This window comes from Streptomyces sp. 378, assembly GCF_030124145.1.
GTDB lineage: Bacteria > Actinomycetota > Actinomycetes > Streptomycetales > Streptomycetaceae > Streptomyces.
This window is the reverse complement of record NZ_JASKMS010000028.1, coordinates 51,311-69,277: the sequence shown is the minus strand read 5'-3', so window position 1 is coordinate 69,277 and position 17,967 is coordinate 51,311. Positions and strand designations below refer to the sequence as shown.

At 72.0% G+C, this 17,967-nt stretch carries 20 protein-coding genes and 1 pseudogene; 4 read left to right on the top strand and 17 right to left on the bottom strand.

What is annotated here, in order from left to right; translation table 11 throughout:
* Window positions 1-34 precede the first annotated feature (34 nt).
* Window positions 35-1,216, top strand: coding sequence for a GDSL-type esterase/lipase family protein (locus QNO09_RS30290; protein ID WP_283973445.1), 1,182 nt, complete (start codon window positions 35-37; stop codon window positions 1,214-1,216).
* Between the two features lie 44 nt (window positions 1,217-1,260).
* On the opposite strand, the gene QNO09_RS30285 is transcribed toward QNO09_RS30290, so the two are convergent.
* The 6 genes and pseudogenes from QNO09_RS30285 to QNO09_RS30260 all read right to left on the bottom strand — a co-directional run bounded on the left by QNO09_RS30285 (window position 1,261) and on the right by QNO09_RS30260 (window position 7,635).
* Window positions 1,261-1,884, bottom strand: a complete 624-nt coding sequence (locus tag QNO09_RS30285; protein ID WP_283973444.1) for an RraA family protein — start codon at window positions 1,882-1,884, stop codon at window positions 1,261-1,263.
* A 343-nt stretch (window positions 1,885-2,227) separates the two neighbouring features.
* A pseudogene (locus tag QNO09_RS30280) lies at window positions 2,228-2,857 on the bottom strand (AAA family ATPase); the annotation flags it as partial.
* Between the two features lie 40 nt (window positions 2,858-2,897).
* Window positions 2,898-3,521: a TetR/AcrR family transcriptional regulator gene (locus QNO09_RS30275; RefSeq protein WP_283973442.1), complete on the bottom strand. Its 624-nt coding sequence runs from the start codon at window positions 3,519-3,521 to the stop codon at window positions 2,898-2,900.
* A 25-nt stretch (window positions 3,522-3,546) separates the two neighbouring features.
* Window positions 3,547-5,760, bottom strand: coding sequence for a phosphotransferase (locus tag QNO09_RS30270; RefSeq protein WP_283973441.1), 2,214 nt, complete (start codon window positions 5,758-5,760; stop codon window positions 3,547-3,549).
* A 241-nt stretch (window positions 5,761-6,001) separates the two neighbouring features.
* Window positions 6,002-6,745, bottom strand: a complete 744-nt coding sequence (locus tag QNO09_RS30265; protein WP_283973440.1) for an HAD family hydrolase — start codon at window positions 6,743-6,745, stop codon at window positions 6,002-6,004.
* Complete coding sequence (locus tag QNO09_RS30260; RefSeq protein WP_283973439.1) at window positions 6,745-7,635, bottom strand: winged helix-turn-helix domain-containing protein; 891 nt, start codon at window positions 7,633-7,635, stop codon at window positions 6,745-6,747. The genes QNO09_RS30265 and QNO09_RS30260 overlap by 1 nt, the downstream gene beginning before the upstream one ends.
* Window positions 7,636-7,782: 147 nt before the next feature.
* On the opposite strand from QNO09_RS30260, the gene QNO09_RS30255 reads away from it, so the two are divergent.
* Window positions 7,783-7,971 carry a hypothetical protein gene (locus tag QNO09_RS30255; RefSeq protein WP_283973438.1) on the top strand — a complete coding sequence of 63 codons (189 nt, stop codon included), beginning with the start codon at window positions 7,783-7,785 and terminating at the stop codon, window positions 7,969-7,971.
* Window positions 7,972-8,007: 36 nt separating this feature from the next.
* On the opposite strand, the gene QNO09_RS30250 is transcribed toward QNO09_RS30255, so the two are convergent.
* From QNO09_RS30250 to QNO09_RS30240, 3 genes are all read right to left on the bottom strand, one after another.
* On the bottom strand, window positions 8,008-8,925 hold the full coding sequence (locus QNO09_RS30250; protein ID WP_283973437.1) for a FadR/GntR family transcriptional regulator: 918 nt from the start codon (window positions 8,923-8,925) through the stop codon (window positions 8,008-8,010).
* 248 nt (window positions 8,926-9,173) lie between these two features.
* Window positions 9,174-10,427: a GNAT family N-acetyltransferase gene (locus QNO09_RS30245; RefSeq protein ID WP_283973497.1), complete on the bottom strand. Its 1,254-nt coding sequence runs from the start codon at window positions 10,425-10,427 to the stop codon at window positions 9,174-9,176.
* A 231-nt stretch (window positions 10,428-10,658) separates the two neighbouring features.
* Window positions 10,659-11,291 carry an RsiG family protein gene (locus QNO09_RS30240; RefSeq protein WP_283973436.1) on the bottom strand — a complete coding sequence of 211 codons (633 nt, stop codon included), beginning with the start codon at window positions 11,289-11,291 and terminating at the stop codon, window positions 10,659-10,661.
* A 211-nt stretch (window positions 11,292-11,502) separates the two neighbouring features.
* Between QNO09_RS30240 and dtd the strand changes: the two genes are divergently transcribed.
* Window positions 11,503-11,928, top strand: a complete 426-nt coding sequence (gene dtd, locus QNO09_RS30235; RefSeq protein ID WP_283973435.1) for a D-aminoacyl-tRNA deacylase — start codon at window positions 11,503-11,505, stop codon at window positions 11,926-11,928.
* 47 nt (window positions 11,929-11,975) lie between these two features.
* On the opposite strand, the gene ygfZ is transcribed toward dtd, so the two are convergent.
* The 6 genes from ygfZ to QNO09_RS30205 all read right to left on the bottom strand — a co-directional run bounded on the left by ygfZ (window position 11,976) and on the right by QNO09_RS30205 (window position 16,762).
* Window positions 11,976-12,941, bottom strand: coding sequence for a CAF17-like 4Fe-4S cluster assembly/insertion protein YgfZ (gene ygfZ, locus QNO09_RS30230; RefSeq protein ID WP_283973434.1), 966 nt, complete (start codon window positions 12,939-12,941; stop codon window positions 11,976-11,978).
* A 10-nt stretch (window positions 12,942-12,951) separates the two neighbouring features.
* The gene (locus QNO09_RS30225) at window positions 12,952-13,389 is read right to left on the bottom strand and encodes a Fur family transcriptional regulator (protein WP_003991221.1); all 438 of its coding nucleotides are present in this window, start codon (window positions 13,387-13,389) and stop codon (window positions 12,952-12,954) included.
* Window positions 13,390-13,405: 16 nt separating this feature from the next.
* Complete coding sequence (locus QNO09_RS30220) at window positions 13,406-13,981, bottom strand: heme-binding beta-barrel domain-containing protein (RefSeq protein ID WP_283973433.1); 576 nt, start codon at window positions 13,979-13,981, stop codon at window positions 13,406-13,408.
* Window positions 13,982-14,199: 218 nt separating this feature from the next.
* Window positions 14,200-15,084 (bottom strand): hypothetical protein, encoded by an 885-nt coding sequence (locus QNO09_RS30215; protein WP_502962363.1) that lies wholly within the window; start codon window positions 15,082-15,084, stop codon window positions 14,200-14,202.
* 122 nt (window positions 15,085-15,206) lie between these two features.
* Window positions 15,207-16,040, bottom strand: a complete 834-nt coding sequence (locus QNO09_RS30210; RefSeq protein WP_283973431.1) for a hypothetical protein — start codon at window positions 16,038-16,040, stop codon at window positions 15,207-15,209.
* Window positions 16,037-16,762: a hypothetical protein gene (locus QNO09_RS30205; protein WP_283973430.1), complete on the bottom strand. Its 726-nt coding sequence runs from the start codon at window positions 16,760-16,762 to the stop codon at window positions 16,037-16,039. Before QNO09_RS30205 ends, QNO09_RS30210 begins: the two co-directional genes overlap by 4 nt.
* Before the next feature lie 130 nt (window positions 16,763-16,892).
* Here QNO09_RS30205 and QNO09_RS30200 point away from each other — a divergent pair, with 130 nt between their 5' ends.
* Complete coding sequence (locus QNO09_RS30200) at window positions 16,893-17,255, top strand: DsrE family protein (protein WP_175433350.1); 363 nt, start codon at window positions 16,893-16,895, stop codon at window positions 17,253-17,255.
* A 53-nt stretch (window positions 17,256-17,308) separates the two neighbouring features.
* On the opposite strand, the gene QNO09_RS30195 is transcribed toward QNO09_RS30200, so the two are convergent.
* Both QNO09_RS30195 and QNO09_RS30190 read right to left on the bottom strand, forming a co-directional pair.
* The gene (locus QNO09_RS30195; RefSeq protein WP_283973429.1) at window positions 17,309-17,569 is read right to left on the bottom strand and encodes a DUF3099 domain-containing protein; all 261 of its coding nucleotides are present in this window, start codon (window positions 17,567-17,569) and stop codon (window positions 17,309-17,311) included.
* An 86-nt stretch (window positions 17,570-17,655) separates the two neighbouring features.
* Window positions 17,656-17,943 (bottom strand): DUF1416 domain-containing protein, encoded by a 288-nt coding sequence (locus QNO09_RS30190; protein ID WP_003991226.1) that lies wholly within the window; start codon window positions 17,941-17,943, stop codon window positions 17,656-17,658.
* Window positions 17,944-17,967 lie beyond the last annotated feature (24 nt).

Genomic DNA, 17,967 nt, shown 5'->3' with positions numbered 1-17,967 from the left:
CCGCGGCCCCTACCGATCCCCGAGGCTGACACCCATGCACACCGAGCACGACTGGATCACCACGCCCCTCACGGCGGACCTGCTGCGCGGCGCCCTCGACGTGGAGCGCACCGAGCACGGCCTGCTTCCCCACCGCCTCCCGGCCCGGGCCCGCGCGCAGAACACCAACGCCCAGCTGGCGATGGCCGAGGCCCAGCCCTCCGGCGTACGTCTGGCCTTCCGCAGCGCCGCGAGCGTCGTCGAGCTGGACACGCTGCGCACCAAACGCGAGTACACCGGCTTCCCGCCGCGCCCGGACGGGCTGTACGACCTGCTCGTCGACGGCCGCCCGGCCGGGCATGCCTCGGGCACCGGCGGCAACGTCCTGACCGTCGACCTGACCACCTGGGAGGGCGAGCTCACGCCGGGCCCGGTCGGCACCGTCCGCTTCACCGACCTGCCCGAGGGCGACAAGGAGGTCGAGATCTGGCTGCCGCACAACGAGACCACCGAACTGGTCGCCCTGCGCACGGACGCCCCGGTCCTGCCCGCGCCGGACCGGGGCCGCCGGGTGTGGCTGCACCACGGCAGCTCGATCAGCCACGGCTCCGACGCCGCGAGCCCGACGGCCGTCTGGCCCGCGATCGCCGCGCTGCGCGGCGGGGTGGAACTGATCAACCTCGGACTGGGCGGCAGCGCGATGCTCGACCCGTTCACCGCGCGCGCCATGCGGGACACGTCGGCCGACCTGATCAGCGTCAAGATGGGCATCAACATCGTCAACCAGGACGCGATGCGGCTGCGCGCCTTCGGTCCGGCCGTGCACGGCTTCCTCGACACGATCCGCGAGGGACATCCCGAGACTCCGCTGCTGCTCGTGTCGCCCATCCACTGCGCCCTCCACGAGGACACGCCGGGCCCGACCGCCCCCGACGGTCAGGCGCTCGGCGAGGGCCGCCTCCTCTTCGCCGCCATGGGCGACCCGGCGGAGACGGCCATGGGCAAGCTCACCCTCACCGTGATCCGCGAGGAACTGTCCCGCATCGTCCGGCAGCGCGCCGCCGACGACCCGAACCTGCACTACCTCGACGGCCTCGACCTCTACGGCGCGGCGGACGCCACCGCCCTCCCCCTCCCCGACCACGTCCACCCGGACGCGGCGACCCACCGGCACATCGGCGAACGCTTCCACCGGCTGTCGTTCACGGAGGGAGGGCCCTTCTCGGCACCAGCATGAACGGCCGGGCCACTGCGCCGGAAGCGATGTCCGGCCGGTGCCGGTCAGGCCTCGAACCCCTGCTCCGCGAGGATCTCGTCGATCCGCGTGCGGTGGGCCGACTCCCACGCGTCCAGGGTCTGTGCCGCCTCCTTCGCCAGCTTCGCCCGGGCCGCGGCCAGCACCTCCTCGCGGCGGGCCCCGGGGACCACCACGACGCCCTCCTCGTCGGCGACGACCGTGTCGCCCGCGTCGACCGTGACCCCGCCGCAGCGCACCCGCTCGTTCAGCGGCCGGGCGGCCGACTTGGTGCCGGGGATGGGGATGACACCGCGGGCGAACACCGGGAAGCGCATGTCCCGCACCTCGGCGAGGTCGCGGATCAGCCCGTCGGCGACGAACGCGGTGACGCCCCGGCGCCGCGCGACCGCGCAGACGTTGCCGCCGGCCAGCGCGTAGTCCAGGTCGCCCGATTCCACGACGACGACCGCACCGGGCCCGGCCCGGTGGATCGCGGCGTGCAGCATCAGGTTGTCGCCGGGAGGGCACCGTACGGTGAAGGCCGGGCCCGCCACCCGGGGCACCGGGCCCCACAGCGGCCGGATCCCGAGGTCCATCACCTGCCCGCGGCCCAGCAGATCGGCCAGTGTGGTCGTGGGTATGTCCGTGAACGCGTCGACATCAGCCATGGCAGGGACCCTATCCACCCCTCCCTGGCCCAACCACCCTTCCCTAGAAGGGCAGTGGCCTCCCCCGCACGACCTCCAGCCGGGACACCGCCCGGGTCAGCACCACGTACAACCGGTGCAGCCCCCGTTCCTCCGCCTCGGCGATCGCCGCCGGTTCGACGGCCACGACATGGTCGTACTCGAGGCCCTTGACCAGGCTCGCCGGCACCAGGGAGACCGGCGCCCCGACGTCGTCCGGGCCCGCCGCCTCGATGCCGGCCGCGTCCAGGGCCGCCCGCACCCGCGGAACGTCCGCGTCCGCCGCGACGATCCCGACCGAGCCCTCCCGCCGCAGGGCGTCCCGCACGGCCTGGACGACCGCGCCGGGCACGCCCTCGACGGTGGTCGCGCGCTCCCGCAACTCCCCGTCTACGAGGTCGTCCTGCTCGGGCTGGATCGTGGCGGCGATGTCCCGCATGGGCCCGACCCGGGGCCGTTCGATCTCCCGGGCGACGATCTCGCTGTCGCGCGTCTCACCCCGCCCCAGGTGCTCGTCCTCCAGGCCGGTGAGATCGCCGGAGTCGCCCCGGCTGCCGGGCGCCCATCCGAAGCGCCTGCGCACCGCCACGCCCTGTGGGTCCCGCGCCGAGGCCTGGTAGAAGGCGCGCGAGACGGGCGCGCGCCAGTCGACGACGAGGGGCGGTTCGGCCGGGTGCTCGGAGATGCGCAGCCGCCCGAGGTGCAACGGCCCGTCCCCGCCCTGGAGGGCCCCGAAGAACAGCGGCCCCTCGGGCAGTTCCCGCAGCGCCTTCGCCCGGCTGCGCAGCCGGTGCCCGAGGACTTCGGCGTCGGCCCCGGACGCGGAGACGTCCTCCCCGATGGCGACCTGTTCACCGGCGCCCTCGACCATCGAGGCTAGGGCCGTCCGGCAGCGTTCGTGGTGGGCGCGTTCCTGTGCGAGGACGTGCTGAAGGGCGGGCTCGGTCGAGGTCATTCCACCGAGCGTACGCGAAAAAGTGACCGAGTTAAATAATTTACCGAGTATCATCTTGGAGGCGGGGCGGCATTCCGGCCGCGAGCCACCCGAACGCCCGCTCCGCCGCCGCCACCGCGTCCGGCCGCAGGTCCGCCACCCGCTCCCCCGCCGCGATCCGCCGCCAGTTCTCCAGGGCGAGCACCCGCAGCACGGCCATGATCTGCCCGGCCGCCAGCCGCGCGTCCAGATCACCTCCGAGCACCTCGGCGAGCGCGGCCTCCGACCGCTCCTGGTGCGTGTGCGCCCGGGCGACCAACGAGGGCGTCCCGTAGAGCAGGGCGTGGAAGGCGAGCACGTCGGGGTGGTCGTTGAGCCCGGTCACCGGGTCCCCCCGGTCGAGCCCTTCGAGGAAATGCCGCCGCAACGCCTCCACGGCCGGACCCTCGGCCGCCGCCACCACCCGCGCGGCCTCCCCCTCGTGGTCGGCGATCCGGTACAGCACCAGATCCTCCTTGACGGGGAAGTACCGGAACAGCGTCGGCTTCGAGATCTCGGCCGCCGCCGCCACCTCCGCGACGGACACCGCCTCGAACCCCTTCTCCATGAAGAGCCGCACGGCGATGTCCGACACGGTCTCGTACATCCGCCGCTTCTTGCGCTCACGCAGGCCGGGGGTGCTCATACGGGGAGCCTACGCAGAAGCGGGATCAGGCCAGAGCGCGGGCCAGACACGGGTTCGCCGTTGAACGCACCGGCAGGCCGAGCGAGCCCGTGGCCACGGCCAGCGTCACCGCGTAGGAGTCCACCGCCCGCCGGACGTTCGGGGCGTCCATGCTCGCGCCGGTCACGATGCGGTCCAGGTCGACATAGGCGGACCGCACGATCTCCAGCCGGCGGTACACCCGCCAGTCCTCGCGCCAGTCGCGGGTGTACTCGGCGGGCAGCCGGCGTTCCCAGCGGCGGAACATACGGTCCCTGATCTCCGGCCGGGTCGGCGTGAGGTGCATGTGCCGTACGAGGTCGTAGAGGGGGTCGCCGACGACGGCCATCTCCCAGTCGATGAGGGTCAGCGCCAGCCGGTCGTCGCGCCGTACGAGGTTCCAGGGGTTCAGGTCACCGTGCAGCAGGGCGGGTTCCCGGTGGCTCACCTCGTACCGCGAGAGGATCAGCCGCAACCGGTCCGCGTCGGGCAGCCCGAGGTACCGGGCGAGTTGCTGCGACTCCTTCGGCAGGTCCCGCACCAGGGAGATCAGCTGGTCCCGGAGCCAGCGGTGGAACGCGCCCTCGCCGGCGGCCGGGTCGACCTGCTTGTACCGGACGCGGGTCAGGGCGCACAACTGGTCCACCAGACCGTCCGCCTCGTGCGGCAGCAGGCCGTGCACCGGGTGGTTGGGGGGCCGGTCGACATCCCGCGGTCCGACGTAGGTGTGGAGGGCGATGGTGTCGCTCTGGTAGGTCTCGCCCAGGGCGAGCACCCGCGGCGCCGCCACCCCGACGGACGACTCCTCGATCGCGCGCAGCACGGCGTGCTCGCTGAGGAAGCCACGCTCCCGCCGGCACACCTCGGCCAGCTTTCGCCGGACGACCACGGGAGCGTCGAAGCCGGGCACCGACACCACGGTGTTCAGATGCGCGGTGCCCTTGAACACCCGGCCCGCGGGCGCGGCTCCCTCCGCCAGCAGGGCCTCCCGGACCGCGGCGGGCGGGAAATCGGGGCGCTCGGGCATCCGCCGGTCGGGCCGCCACTCGGACGCCTTCGCGATCCACGCACGGTCCCTGATGCCCCCGTTCGTCCGCGACACCAGCCAGCGGAACAGGGCCCGGCGGATCTCGCCCTCCCTCGGCACGCCGACGAGCCGCAGCGGCTCCGCCGCCGCGTCGAGGGCCCGCCGCACCTCGGCCGTCGCGTCGTCCAGGCTCGTCTGCGTGAACGATTCCTCCCTCGTCCGCGTGAACGATTCCTCCAGGGACCTGGCGGCACGCATCACGTCCGGGAAGACGGACTGCGCCCGCTCGAACGCCAGGTAGTGCCGCAGGTCCTTGGCCAGGCCGTTGACCGCCGCGGGACGGACCTCCCGCATGGCCTCGGCCCAGGCGTCGACCACCTCGGCCCACTGGTGGGCCGGGTACCGCATCCGCACGAGGTGGGTCGCGAGATCGTGCAGCGGGTCGCCGTAGGTCGCCAGCTCCCAGTCGACACAGACGAGGGGCGGGTCGCCCGCGTACGACACGATCACGTTGTCGCGGTGCAGGTCGGCGTGGAGCAGGCTGTACGGCCGCCGGGCCATGGCGGGCACCCGCCCGGCCAGTTGGGCGAGGGCGTCCTCGGGGATGCCCAGCGCGGCGAACAACCCGCCGAAGCCGTCCTGGTTGGGCCGTCTGATCTGCTGGTCCGCTAGGTGGGCCAGGGTCCGCAGGAACCCCTGGCTGTCGGTGTCGTTGCGGGGCCAGACGGCCGGCAGGGCGGGCAGCGCGCCGCGCCGCACCTGTGCCGTCCGGGCCAGCAGACCGGCCAGCGCCTTGATCGTCAGGGTGTCGACGGGCTTGCCGTGGTCGCAGACGCCGGACAGCGGCACGCCCTCGGCGAAGCTGTGGATCGCGATGTCACCCCGCTTCACGAGACATCGCGGCGCGTGCGGCAGGGCCCCCCGGACGGCGTCGAGCAGGCCGGTCTCGTCCTGCCAGGTCCGGATGACCACACGCAGCGCGTCCGGGCGCCGGATCCGCACGGTCACGGACGTCCCCGCCTCACCGCCGACCATCCGGGCCATGCCCTCGGTCAGCGGGAAGACGTAATTCCGGTGGTGGTGGCCGCCGCTTTCCCGCCCCCGCTCGGCGGCGAGTTTCACGAAGGCCCGGAAGGTGGCGTCGTGCGGGGCGCGCTCCCCGGGAAGAGGGCGGGGACGAGGAGGTGCGCCCACGGGCCGCTCCGGAAGTGCGAGAAGGGAGGACGGTATGGCAAACGGTAGGTTCGCGGCCGACGACGCGCATGGCGAAGAGAGCCATTACGGGTGCTTGCCACCCATCGGCATGAGGCTGCGTGAACTCGTTCGGGTGGGGCCGGTCGGCCTCGTCACATACGAGCGGGGGTGAGCGTTCGACTCAATTCCTTGCGCGGTGCCGGAATGCTACACCCGGGCCCATTGCTCCCCGGCCGTCCGCTCACGCGCGCAGCAGGTCCAAGAGCGGCGCCAGGGACACGAGGACCCGGTCGGCGCCGGCGTCCCTCAGGATCTTGGCCTTGCGTTCGTTACGCGCGTAGCCCAGGAACGGCACCCCCGCACGGCCCGCCGCCTCGTGGTCCGAGGGGGTGTCACCGATCATCAGCGCGTCACCGGGGGCGGCCCCCATGGCCCGCAGCGCCCGGTTGAGGCAGTGCGGATCGGGCTTCAGCCGGTGGAGGTCCTGGGTGCGCCCGTAGATGTGCGGGGCGAAGCAGCCGGCGAGGCCGCGGCCCGCGAGGTAGGTGCGGGCCACCCGGGGTGAGTTGTTCGTGGTGATCGCCAGGCGGGAGCCCACCGCCGTCCAGGTGCGGATCAGTGGGTCCGCGTACGCGGTCGGCCACGCCGAGGACGCGGCCCGCAGCTCCTCCTGGGTGAGACGTTCCTCCAGCTCGGCGACGAGGTCGCTGCCGGGGTGCCGGCGGTCCACGGCGCGCAGGACCACGTGCGGGTCGAGGGACTCGCGCTCGCTGTCGGTGAGCAGGCCGTGCAGACCGCGGCCCTCCAGCCAGGACACCAGGTCGCTCGCCACCCGCTCCGCCGAGTGCCCGGCGAACAGGCGGCAGATGGGCCCGTCGAAGTCCCACAGCACGACACGGGCACGTCTGATCAGATCGCGGAGCTGGTTCGGATCGTTCCCGGTCTCGAAAGGCACCGCACCGGTCTGGGTCGCATCAGAAGTCACTAGGAGAGTGTCAGGTCCGTCGTGATGGTTTCCCAGAGGGCGTTGAACCACTTCTGGGATTCCTTCACGAACGACGCGTCCCGCCGGCCCGTGCGCTGCGCGAAGGAGAAGAGGAGGGACTGGGAGCCGAGGACGTCGTACATGTCCAGGGTCCGGCTCCCCCACTCCTCCTCGCGCCTGGTCAGCATGTAGTAGCCGATCAGGGCCTCCTCCTCGTTGAGGAGGTACAGCTTCACCGGCGGGGTGAAGGGCAGCGCCCGGAACGTGACGTGGACGTCGATCCCGTGCGTGGAACGCAGCGCCCGCAGATTGTGCTGGAGGACCTGCCCCTGGGCGTTGCGCATGGCCAGCCAGCGCCGGTGGACCGGGTTGTCGTCGCCGTGGGCCTCGACCGGGACGGGGAAGGCCAGTTCGATGTCCCGGGAGGGGACCAGGATGCGGACGTCGATCGACTCGGGGCGGATGCGGCCCTCGTGGATGAGCCGCAGCGGCTCGCCGATGGCGACCATGAGCGTCTCCGCGGTGTGGCAGACCACGTCGATGCGCACGTGTGGGGCGGAGAACGCCTGCGCCAGGCGCGGGGCCAGGCCCACCATGGTCGGCTGGGGTTCGCCGCGGGCGGGGGCCGGGGCGGCGATCCGCGGCGGGCTGCCCTTGCTGACGTTGGTGAGGAGTCCGTCCTCCTGGAGGACGCGCAGGGCCTGGCGGACGGCGCCGCGCTCCACGCCGAACTCCTCGGCGAGTTCGGCCTGCGTGGGCAGGCGGTCCCCCGGCTTGAGCTCACCGGCGCGGATACGTTCCCGCAGGTTGTCGGCGATCTCCTGGGGCGAGGACCTTCTGCTGCCGTTGACTGCCACGTTCTCCGCCACGCTCTCCTGGGTCACGACCAAACGCTACAACTCTGATCCATCTGGCGGGAGTTGTTTGAAAGTTGTTTATGACTAGGGGCCAAGTGGGGACAACTTAATCAGAGTTGGTTGCCAACTTCTCGGAGTTGGCGGAAGTTTTGCTTCCGGACTTCCGAAGGGGGAACACCGATGCCCACCCTCGCTCTCCTCTCCGCCGCCTTCGTCGTCGCCTTCGAACAGCTCGTCCAGTGGAGGTACGGTCCGGCCGGCATCGTCGGCCTGATCCTTCTCACCGTCGGCGTCAAGGCCAAGAGCCCGGCCGTCAGCTCGGCGGGAGCCGTCGTGCTCGCGCTGCTGATGACGGGGCCCGCCCGATGAGTCACCGCGCCACCCCGCAACGACCCGTGGGAGACGTCAGCCCGTGAGCGTCAGCTCCGAACTGATCGTCTCCCACAGTGCGTTGAACCAGAGATGCGACTGTTCCACGAACGTGGTGTCGCGCAGCCCGGCGCCCTGCCGGAAGGCGAACAGCATGGACTGGGTGCCCTGGGCGTCGTACATCGCCGGCTGCTCCCGCTCCGCCTCGGCCTCCCGGCGCGTCAGCGTGTAGTACGCGAACAGCGCCTCCGCGCCGTTGAGCAGGTACAGCTTCACCGGCGGGGTGAAGGGCAGCGCCCGGAACGTGACCCGGACATCGATGCCATGGGTGGCGCGCAGGGCCAGCAGGTTGTGCTGGAGGACCTGCCCCTGTGCGTTGCGCATCGCCAGCCACCGCTCGTGCACCCGGTCGTCGCCGCGCGCCTCGACCGGCACCGGGAAGGCCAGGTCGATGTCCCGGCTCGGCAGCAGCACCCGGACGTCGACCTTGGCCGGTTTCAGCCGTCCGGCGTGGATCTGTCGCAGCGGCTCACCGATGGCGAGCGTGAGGGAGATGGACGTGAGGCACACGGCGTCGATCTCGACGTGCTCCGCGGCGAACGCCGTCGCTATCCGGGGCGCGAGGGCCACCGTGGTGGGCAGCGGCGGGGCCTCCGGGCCGGTCAGCGCGCCGACGGGGTCGGGAGCGACGGTCGCCGGGCTGCCCTTGGACACATTGGTGAGCAACCGCTCGGACTGCAGGATGCGCAGCGCTTGGCGCACGGCACCGCGCTCGACACCGAACTCGTGGGCCAGCTGGGCCTGGGTGGGCATGCGTGCACCCGGCCGCAGCGCCCCCGACCTGATCCGGGCGCGCAGCTCGTCGGCCACCTCGTGATGTGTTCTCTGTGGCCGTTGCGACCTCTTCCGTCCAGTGACGGAGTCGTGTTCCGGGTCCACACCTGAACAGTACAACTTCCCGCCATCTTGCGGCAGTTCAAGGAAAGGTGGTTATGAGCCGGTTCCAAGCGGAGATAAGTACAGTGAAGTTGGTCACCAACTTCGGGAACATGGTCAGACCTTCAGGAGGTTGGCCACCCGCCAGGGGACTCCCTTCCGGAGGGGAGCCTGGAGTCCCGCCGGATCGGCACCAGCGCACAACAACCACAACTGAACAGCTCGCTACGGATGCGGGTCCCAGCACGCCGGTAGAAGGGAGCGGCTCAGAACATGTCCGGGCACCAAGGCCGCCTGGACGTACGCAGCAGGGCGTCGGCCTTCCGGGCGGCGCCCGCTCGTTCTTCGCGCACCCGCCCCAGCTCCGCCAGCCGCACCGCCGACTCGTCCCCGAGCCACAGCGCACCCAGCTCGCCCAGTCCGAGTTCGAGTTCGGCGCTCTCGGTGGTCGGCGTGCAGGACGCCCCCTCGGGTGAGGCCTCCAGCCGGTAGCGCCCGCCGGTCAGCCCGTCCACCCCGGCGATCTCCAGCACCAGCGTCCCCCGGCCCGCGTACGTCCGCGCCTCCAGCGCCCGTGCGACGTCCAGGATCCGCACCCACAGCCAGTCCGCCAGCGAGGTGATCGCGGCCGCCCGCGGGTCGGGCAGGAGGTGCGGGAGCAGGTCGTCGGGCGCCCGCCAGCCGCTCTTCACCTTCACGACCCAGTCGATGGAGCAGAGGTACTCCCACAGCGCGCGTTCCGCGTTCGGGGTCACCCCGAGCAGCCACTTCACGGTCGCCGTGTTCAGCGGCTGCTTGGCGTCCCCCCAGGTGTCGTCCACCTCGTACGCGGCCATGCCCTCGACCTCGCCGGACGGCGAGCGGTACACGGCGAAGAAGGGCTGCTTCCACGACGGGTCCCACCGCACCGCGCCGGTGTTCATCTTCCACCACATGTCGTCGCGGTCGATGGCGCCGGGCCGGCCGCGGCGCAGCCGCTCGTGCAGCTCGGGGCCGAGCCTGCGGATGTCCTCGCCGTCCACCAGGTCGATCCGCCCGCCGCCCGCCGGGCCCGCCCAGCGGGCGTCGAGGCCGGCGCGCGGCACGTCGATCGTCCACTCGGACGTCCAGGCCGCCGGACCGAAGCCGTACCGGCCGTAGATCGGATACTCGGCGGCGATCAGCGTCGCGACGACGTCCCCGCGCTCCTTCGCGGCCGCCAGGTCCCGCGCCATCATGCGGCTGAGCAGCCCGCGGCGGCGGTGGGTGGCGGTGACGGTGACGCCCGTGATCGCGTCGGCCCGGACGCCCGCGCCGCCCACGGCCGTGAGCTGCTGGTCGAAGGACCGGAAGGTCGCCACGCACCGGCCGCGGTCGAAGGCTCCGAGGTAGCGGCCCTCGACGAACCGCTCGCGCCGGCCCTCGATCTCCTCCTCCGTGAGCGTGGCCGCCCGCAGGAAGCCGGTGTTCACGGCACGCAGCCAGTCGGCGAACTCGGCTTCGGCGATCGGGCGTACGTCGATGTCGTCGGCGCGGGACATGGGGGTCATGGCGTCACGCTAGGCGGAGGGCCGGTCGGTGTCGCGCGAATTCCCGACCACCGGCCTTCCCCGGGTCGGGGGACGGCCGTCGCGTGCGCGATCCGACCGCCGACCCTCCCCGGGCCCGGGAACGACCGTCGCGTGAAGCTCTGACCGCCGACCCTCCCCGGGCCCGGGAACGACCGTCGCGTGCATATCCGACCGCCGACCCTCCCCGGGCCCGGGAACGGCTCACACCAGCAGGTCCTCGACCTGCGCCTCCCCCTCGCGGTACCGGCGCGCGATCTCCGCGCTGCACTCGTCGGCCGTGCGCTGCAGCCGCTGCCGACGCCGGGAGACCTGCTGCTCGTGGCGTTCGAGCCGTCCCATCGCCGTGTTCAGCTCCAGGTCCGTGCGCGCGTCCAGGTCGGACAGCTCGACCTCGGCGAGCATCTCCGCGGCCAGCCGCCGCGACTCCTCGCCCTGCGGGGTGCCCAGGGTCAGATGACGGGCCGAGGAGCGGTGCCGGGCCGGGGCGTCCCGCAGGATGTCCGCCAGCCGCTCCACCACCGACGCCTCCTCGGGCACGGCGGTGGAGGCAGCGCCCGCCGGGGCGCGCCGGGCCACCTCCGCGCGCAGGATGTCGATCCGTCCCTGGAGCAGCCGCCGCAGATAGCTGAGGTCGGCCTCGTCGCGCTGGGCCTCGCGGCGCAGCGTGCGCAGTTCGGGCAGGCTCAGCGCGGGCAGCCGGTCTTCGGGGCTGTCCGAAGGCAGCGGCGGGCTGTCGGTGCGCTGTGTGGGCGGCCGGTGGTACTCCGACGCGCCCCTCCCCGTGTATGTCGACCAGACAGCCGCCTGCTGCTGTCCGGTGCTTGATGTGCTCATGTGCCTCAACCGTCCCCTCGACCGGTGTGTGCAAGCATCGTGCCACCCTGAGTGGCCGCTATGGGAACGAGTGCCCCCGATAGACCCCAGTTGGGCGGTATAGCAGCAAAATACGGCCGTGCAGGGGCTGTTGGCGTCCGCGCAAACCACCCTTTCGGGCCATCCGCCGACCACCCGCGGCGCCGATGTCACCGCCCTGCATGATGGACGCATGCGAGCAGTGGTGCAGAGGGTGGACGGCGCGAGCGTCGTCGTGGACGGCGAGACCGTGGGGGCGATCGAAGGCGAGGGACTGTGCGTCCTCGTCGGCGTCACCCACGACGACACCAAGGAGAAGGCGGCCCAGCTGGCCCGCAAGCTCTGGTCGATCCGCATGCTGCACGACGAGAAGTCGTGCGGCGACATCGACGCCCCGCTCCTGGTGATCAGCCAGTTCACGCTCTACGGCGACGCCCGCAAGGGCCGCCGCCCCACCTGGAACGCCGCCGCCCCCGGCGAGGTGGCAGAGCCCCTCGTCGACGAGGTCGTCGCCCAGCTGCGCTCCCTGGGCGCGACGGTGGCCACAGGCCGCTTCGGTGCGGCCATGCGCGTATCACTGACGAACGACGGCCCGTTCACCGTGCAGCTCGACATCTGACCCGAAAGAATGACAGGCGTCGGGGCCGAAGATCCACCAGGAGGGTCCTACGGCTCGACGACGACTTCCTGGGCCGCCGCCGTGTCACCGGCCACCAGGGGCGCGTCCACCGGCACGTTCCGCTTCACCAGGGCGAGGGCGATCGGGCCGAGTTCGTGGTGGCGTGCGGACGTCGTGACGAAGCCGATCCTGCGACCCTCGGGGCCGTCCTCGGCGAGCCGGAGTTCCGTCCCGGCCGCGGGCAGATGGACCTCGCTGCCGTCGAGGTGCAGGAAGACCAGCCGGCGCGGCGGCTTGCCGAGGTTCTGCACCCGGGCGACCGTCTCCTGACCCCGGTAGCAGCCCTTCTGCAGGTGCACCGCCGAGCCGATCCAGCCCAGCTCGTGCGGGATGGTGCGGTGGTCGGTCTCGAAACCGAGGCGGGGCCGGTGCTGCTCCACGCGCAGCGCCTCGTGGGCGAGGATCCCGGCGGGCGGCCCGGCCTGCGCCGCGTAGGACTCCAGGTCGGCACGGGGCAGGAACAGGTCCCGGCCGTGCGGCGTCTCCCGTACGGCGACGCCCTCGGGGACCTCGGCGATGGAGCCGGCCGGGAGGTGGACGATCGCGATGTCGTCCGTGCGGTCGGCGACGTCGACCTTGTAGAAGAACTTCATCGACTCCAGGTACGCGATCAGCGCCTCCTGGGTGCCCGGCTCCACATGGGCCCAGACCGTCCCGCCGTCGTCCACCAGGTACAGCGCGTGCTCGATGTGGCCGTTCGCGGAGAGGATCAGCGCCTCGGTGGCCCGGCCCGCCGGGAGGTCGCTGACGTGCTGGGTGAGCAGCAGGTGCAGCCAGGCGAGCCGGTCCTCGCCGGTGACGGCGACGACCCCCCGGTGCGAGAGGTCCACGAATCCGGTGCCGTCGGCGAGGGCACGCTGCTCACGGAACAGGTCGCCGTAGTGGGCGGCGACGGCTTCGTCCACGCCCTCGGCGGGGACGGCGCCGGGCAGGGTCAGCAGGGGGCTCTTCATATCCGTAAGCCTACGACTCGGTAGTTGAAGCCTTGAGAGTGCAGTCCTCGCAGCGGCCGAAGATCGCGAAGTGCTTCATGTCGGTGTCGAAGCCGAACGTCTGCCGCAGCTTGTCGGTGAACTCGGCGGCCACCGAGACGTCCGCCTCGATCACGTTCTGGCAGTCGCGGCAGACCAGGTGGAGGTGGTGGTGCCGGTCCGCGAGGTGGTACGTCGGCGCGCCGTGCCCCAGATGCGCGTGACTGACCAGGCCGAGCTCCTCCAGGAGCTCCAGCGTCCGGTACACCGTGGAAATGTTGACCCCCGACGCCGTCTTCCTCACTTCCACGAGGATGTCGTCGGGGGTCGCGTGCTCCAGGGTGTCCACGGCTTCGAGCACGAGTTGCCGCTGCGGGGTCAGCCGGTAGCCGCGCTGCCGCAGATCGCTCTTCCAGTCGGTGCTCACCACACCCCTGAGTCTAGGACTACTTGAAGAAAGCGATGCCGTCGTCCGGCATGTCGTCGGGCAGGGCCTTCGCCCAGCGCTCGACCTCCTCCGGGGTGACGACCTTCTTCAGGTGGGCGGACATGTAGGGACGCAGCTCGACCTCGGGGGTCTGCTTCTCGCCGACCCACATCAGGTCGCTCTTGACGTAGCCGTACAGCCGCTTGCCGCCGGTGTAGGGCTGGGAGGCGGCCGTGCGGGCCACCGCGTCCGTCACGAGGTCGATCTGCGGCTTCTTGTCGGCCAGCTCGCCGTACCAGATCTCGATGACGCCGTCGTCACGGGTCATCGTCACCTCCACCTTGCGGCCGGCGTCGATCCGCCAGTAGCCGTGCTCGGACTCCAGGGGGCGGACCTTGTTGCCGTCCTGGTCCAGCACCCAGCTGTGGGACCGGTACTCCAGGAAGTCCCGGCCGTCGTGGGTGAAGGCGACCTCCTGGCCGAAGTTGCACTTCTCGGAGCCGGGGAAGTCGTGCACGCCGGCGCCCGCCCAGTCGCCCAGCAGGAAGGCGAGCGGGACGAGGTCCTTGTGGAGGTCGGACGGGATCTCGATCATGGGAACTTCCTAGACGGGGGTCAGCGCTGGCCCTGGTACAGCTTCTTCACGGTCAGTCCGGCGAAGGCGAGGACGCCGACGGCGACCAGGACCAACAGGATTTCGAAGAAGATCTCCACGGGGTGCTCCTTGAGCGGGGTGCGAATGGGTGCACAGGGCCGAGCCCAGCTTACGCGGCCGGGTCCCGGGGCTCTTGGCGAGGTGCGCCCTCGCGGACGTCAGCCGAGCAGCTGGCTCTGCAGCGTCACCGTCTGCTGGAACGGCACGGCCCGCGCGCCGCCCTTCCGGGACTGCACGACCAGCGCGAGGGTGTCACCGGCGGCGAGGTAGGCGTGGCGGACCTGTTCGCCGCCGTACGGCCTGGCCTCGTCGTAGACCACGCGCTGGACGTCCTCCACCAGGGCTTCCTGGGGGAACGTCTCGTCGTTGGCGGACGTCGCGGCGCCGCGCAGAGGGAGCTTCGGCGCGCTGTAGGGAGCGAGGTAAGGCTCGAGCAGCGCGTCCACGACCGCCGCGGTGTCGAACTGGAGCAGATAGATCCGCGTACGCGTGCCGTCCGGCATGCTCCAGCCGCGAGCGGCGATGTGCCGCAGCCCGTGGTCGGTGAGGTGCTGCCCGAGTTCCGCGCGGTCGTCCTTCGCGGCGTACTCCGCCAGGAAGTCCTTCTGCGCCAGCCAGCCGTCCGCACCCCGCAGCGTCCTGTCCTCCTCGGCTCCGGCAGGAGCGGGCAGAAGCAGGGATCGCAGGTCGGCGTGGTGCGTGCCGGCCGTGTTGGCCTCGGCGAAGGGGCCCGGGCTCCCTGAGGGCAGCGGCGGCCTGGTGAGCACCGGGTAATCCCAGCGCCCGTCCGACTCCGTCGAGAGCCCGGGTACGTCGGTCCGCTCCAGCCGCGTGACACCGTACGCCGTGGCCGCGCCGACCACCGCGAAGACCGCCACGGCGGCCGTCCAGCGCAGGGCGGCCCACAGGACTCCGCGGTCCTTGCGCACGGGTGCGGGGGGTGCCGGGGGTCCCGAGGGTGCCGGGGACGCCGGGTACGCCTGAGATGCCGGGGGCGCGGGGGGCGCGGGGGGCTCTGAGGGTGCCGAGGACGCCGGGGACATCGAGGGCCCCTGGGGTGCCGGGGGCTCGGGGGACACCGGGGGCTTCTGGGGCGCCGAGGGCGCCGGAGGTGTCTCCGGGAGCACCTTCTCCGCAGGTCGCGGGGGGGTCCGCTGCTCCTCGGTCATATCGCCTTCCCCGGCTCGGAGATGCGGTCGAGCTGCTCGCGGAACAGCATCGCGGCCCCTTTGGTGTCGAGTGGCTTCGCGCCGTCCGCGACGATGGTGACCAGGACGTTCCCGACGTGCCCGAAGCAGAGCATCGTCTCCAGCTCCTCGTCGTCGTCCTTCGGCGGCAGGAAGCAGGAGGCGTTCTTGTGGCCCTCGATCTTCGGACCCGCTCGGAAGACGTCCAACGCGTCGAGGAACGCGCCGCGCGACCGCGAGGCGTCCCGGACGGCGTCCCGGTTCTCTCTCTGGGAGAGCTCGACGCGCACGGCGAACGCCTCGTCGGTGAAGCCGTCGGAGAGCTTCGTGGTGCTGAGGTAGCTGCGCATGGCGATGCCGGTGATGCGCTGCTCGTCGACCGCCTTCTCCAGCCGCTTGCGCTGAGTGCGCGGCAGGCCGCTCAGGGCCTCCTTGCGCAGGGCGGTGGCTTTCCGCCCGCTCAGCGCGGTGTCCGGGCCGTACTCGCCGAGGTCCGGGCCCGGCCCCCAGCCGTTGGTCCCGTACGGCACGAGCATGCCGGCGAGCTCCGAGGGGGCGGCCTTCTTCCCCGCCTCCGCCTCCCTTCTGGGCTCGGGGAACGCCCAGACCGGCGCGCCCGCGTCCCGGTCGGCGCCGTTCACGGCCACGACGGTGTACCCCGCCCCGCCGACGACGGCGACCGCCAGCAGCGCGGACAAGGCGACAGCGGCGGCCCGGGCGCGGCGTACGGGCCTCTCAGGGAGCTCAGGGACGGGCTGGGACGTGGTCCCCGCCCCCACCGGCTCGACCGGCTCCTTCTGGTTGTCACTCACAGCCGCTCCATCTGCCGCCGGGCCAGGTCCATGATCTTCGCCTTGGGGATCGGCTTGGTGTCCGTGATCCACATCTCCAGGACGATGTCGCCGCGCCAGGCGTGTGCCTCGGCGGTGTACAAGGGCACGTATCCGGGCTTGGTGTCGGGCCTCGTGTGGACGTAGACCCGCCCGTTTCCGGTGCCGGGGACGGCCCAGCTGTCGGTGCCTTCCTCGTCCTCGAGCCAGTACTGGGCGCTGTCCACGTTCTCCGCGGCGGCGAGCGTCTCTTCCTGCCGGAACTGCACCAGTCGGATCTCCACCTCGTGGGTGCGGCCGACCAGCCAGCCGGTGACGGCCGCGCGCCGGAACTCGTCGCCGACGATCTCGCCGAACATCTCGCCCGGCTTGTCGTAGAACTCCGCGTAGGCCGCCAGGTCCAGCCAGCCGTCCTCACCCATCAGATACGCCGCGTCCCGGGCCCCGCGCGGCTTCTTCAGCAGCAGTTTCCGCAGGTCGCCGTCCGTCTTCACCCGCCGGTCCCGCGCGGCCGACAGCGGCTCGGGCCCCTCGCCCTTCGCCTGCGCGAGCGCCGGCTGCGAGAGCGAGGGCAGCTTCGTGGGCGCGCGGTGCACCTGTATGAGGTAGCCGGCGCAGCTGCCGCCGACCAGCCCCAGCACGGCGGCGGCACCGATCAGCACGGCCGTGCGCCGCCGACGGCGACGCGGCCCGGGCGTGGGCACGGCTGCCACTTCTTCGTCCAGTTCCAAGACGTTCCCCCCACAGAACGTGAGTCGCGCATTCCGTATGCGCGCGCACAGGAGACCCCCGGTCGGCGCCCGCGGTTGCACGGGCGTTGATTACGATTCGGCCATGGCGAAGAAGCTGGTGATCAAGGTGACGGCGGGAGCCGACGCCCCCGAGCGGTGCTCTCAGGCCTTCACGGTGGCGGCGGTCGCCGTGGCCAGTGGCGTCGACGTCTCCCTGTGGCTGACCGGGGAGTCCGCCTGGTTCGCCCTGCCCGGCCGGGCCGCCGAGTTCGAGCTGCCGCACGCGGCGCCCCTGCCCGACCTGCTCGACTCCCTCCTCACCGCCGGCCGCGTCACCCTGTGCACGCAGTGCGCGGCCCGCCGCGAGATCACAGAGCAGGACGTGATCAAGGGGGTCCGCATCGCGGGGGCGCAGGTCTTCGTCCAGGAGGCGATGGCGGACGGGACGCAGGCGCTCGTCTACTGAGGCGCTTCCGCAGAGTCGCCGCCGCCAGGCGCAGGGGTCCTCCCCCGGCCGGTTCAGTACCGGCGCTTCTTGCCGTCCAGCTCGTCCCACCACTCGTCGGACTCGGGGTCCCCGGAGGGGTCGTCCCACCACCGGTCCTCCGGCCCGCGCCGGTTCGCGACCATGGCCGCCACGGGCGGGATGACCATGGCGACGACGCACATCCCGACGGCGACGGGTACGGACCACAGGCGGACGACGCCCCAGGCCAGGACGAAGAGGCCGATGCAGAGGCCCATCATCGCGAAGTACGTGTGACGCCGCCGTGCGTACATACGTCCAGCGTAGGTCCGGGCAGGCCGAAGGGCCGCACCCCAGGCGTCCAACCCGAGGGGTGCGGCCCTTGCGGGACCGAGCGCCGTCAGACGGCGATCGCGACCTCCGCCAGGCCGCCCTGCTGGGCGACGACCGTGCGGTCGGCGGTGGCGCCGGGCACGAGGGCGCGGACGGTCCAGGTGCCCTCGGCCGCGTAGAAGCGGAACTGTCCGGTCGCCGAGGTCGGCACCTCGGCCGTGAACTCGCCGGTCGAGTCCAGCAGACGGACGTAACCCACCACGGGCTCGCCGTCCTTGGTCACCTGACCCTGGATGGTGGTCTCACCGGGCTTGATCGTCGAGGCGTCGGGGCCGCCGGCCTTCGCACCGCACATGTCGTACTCCTGAAGTCTGGAAAG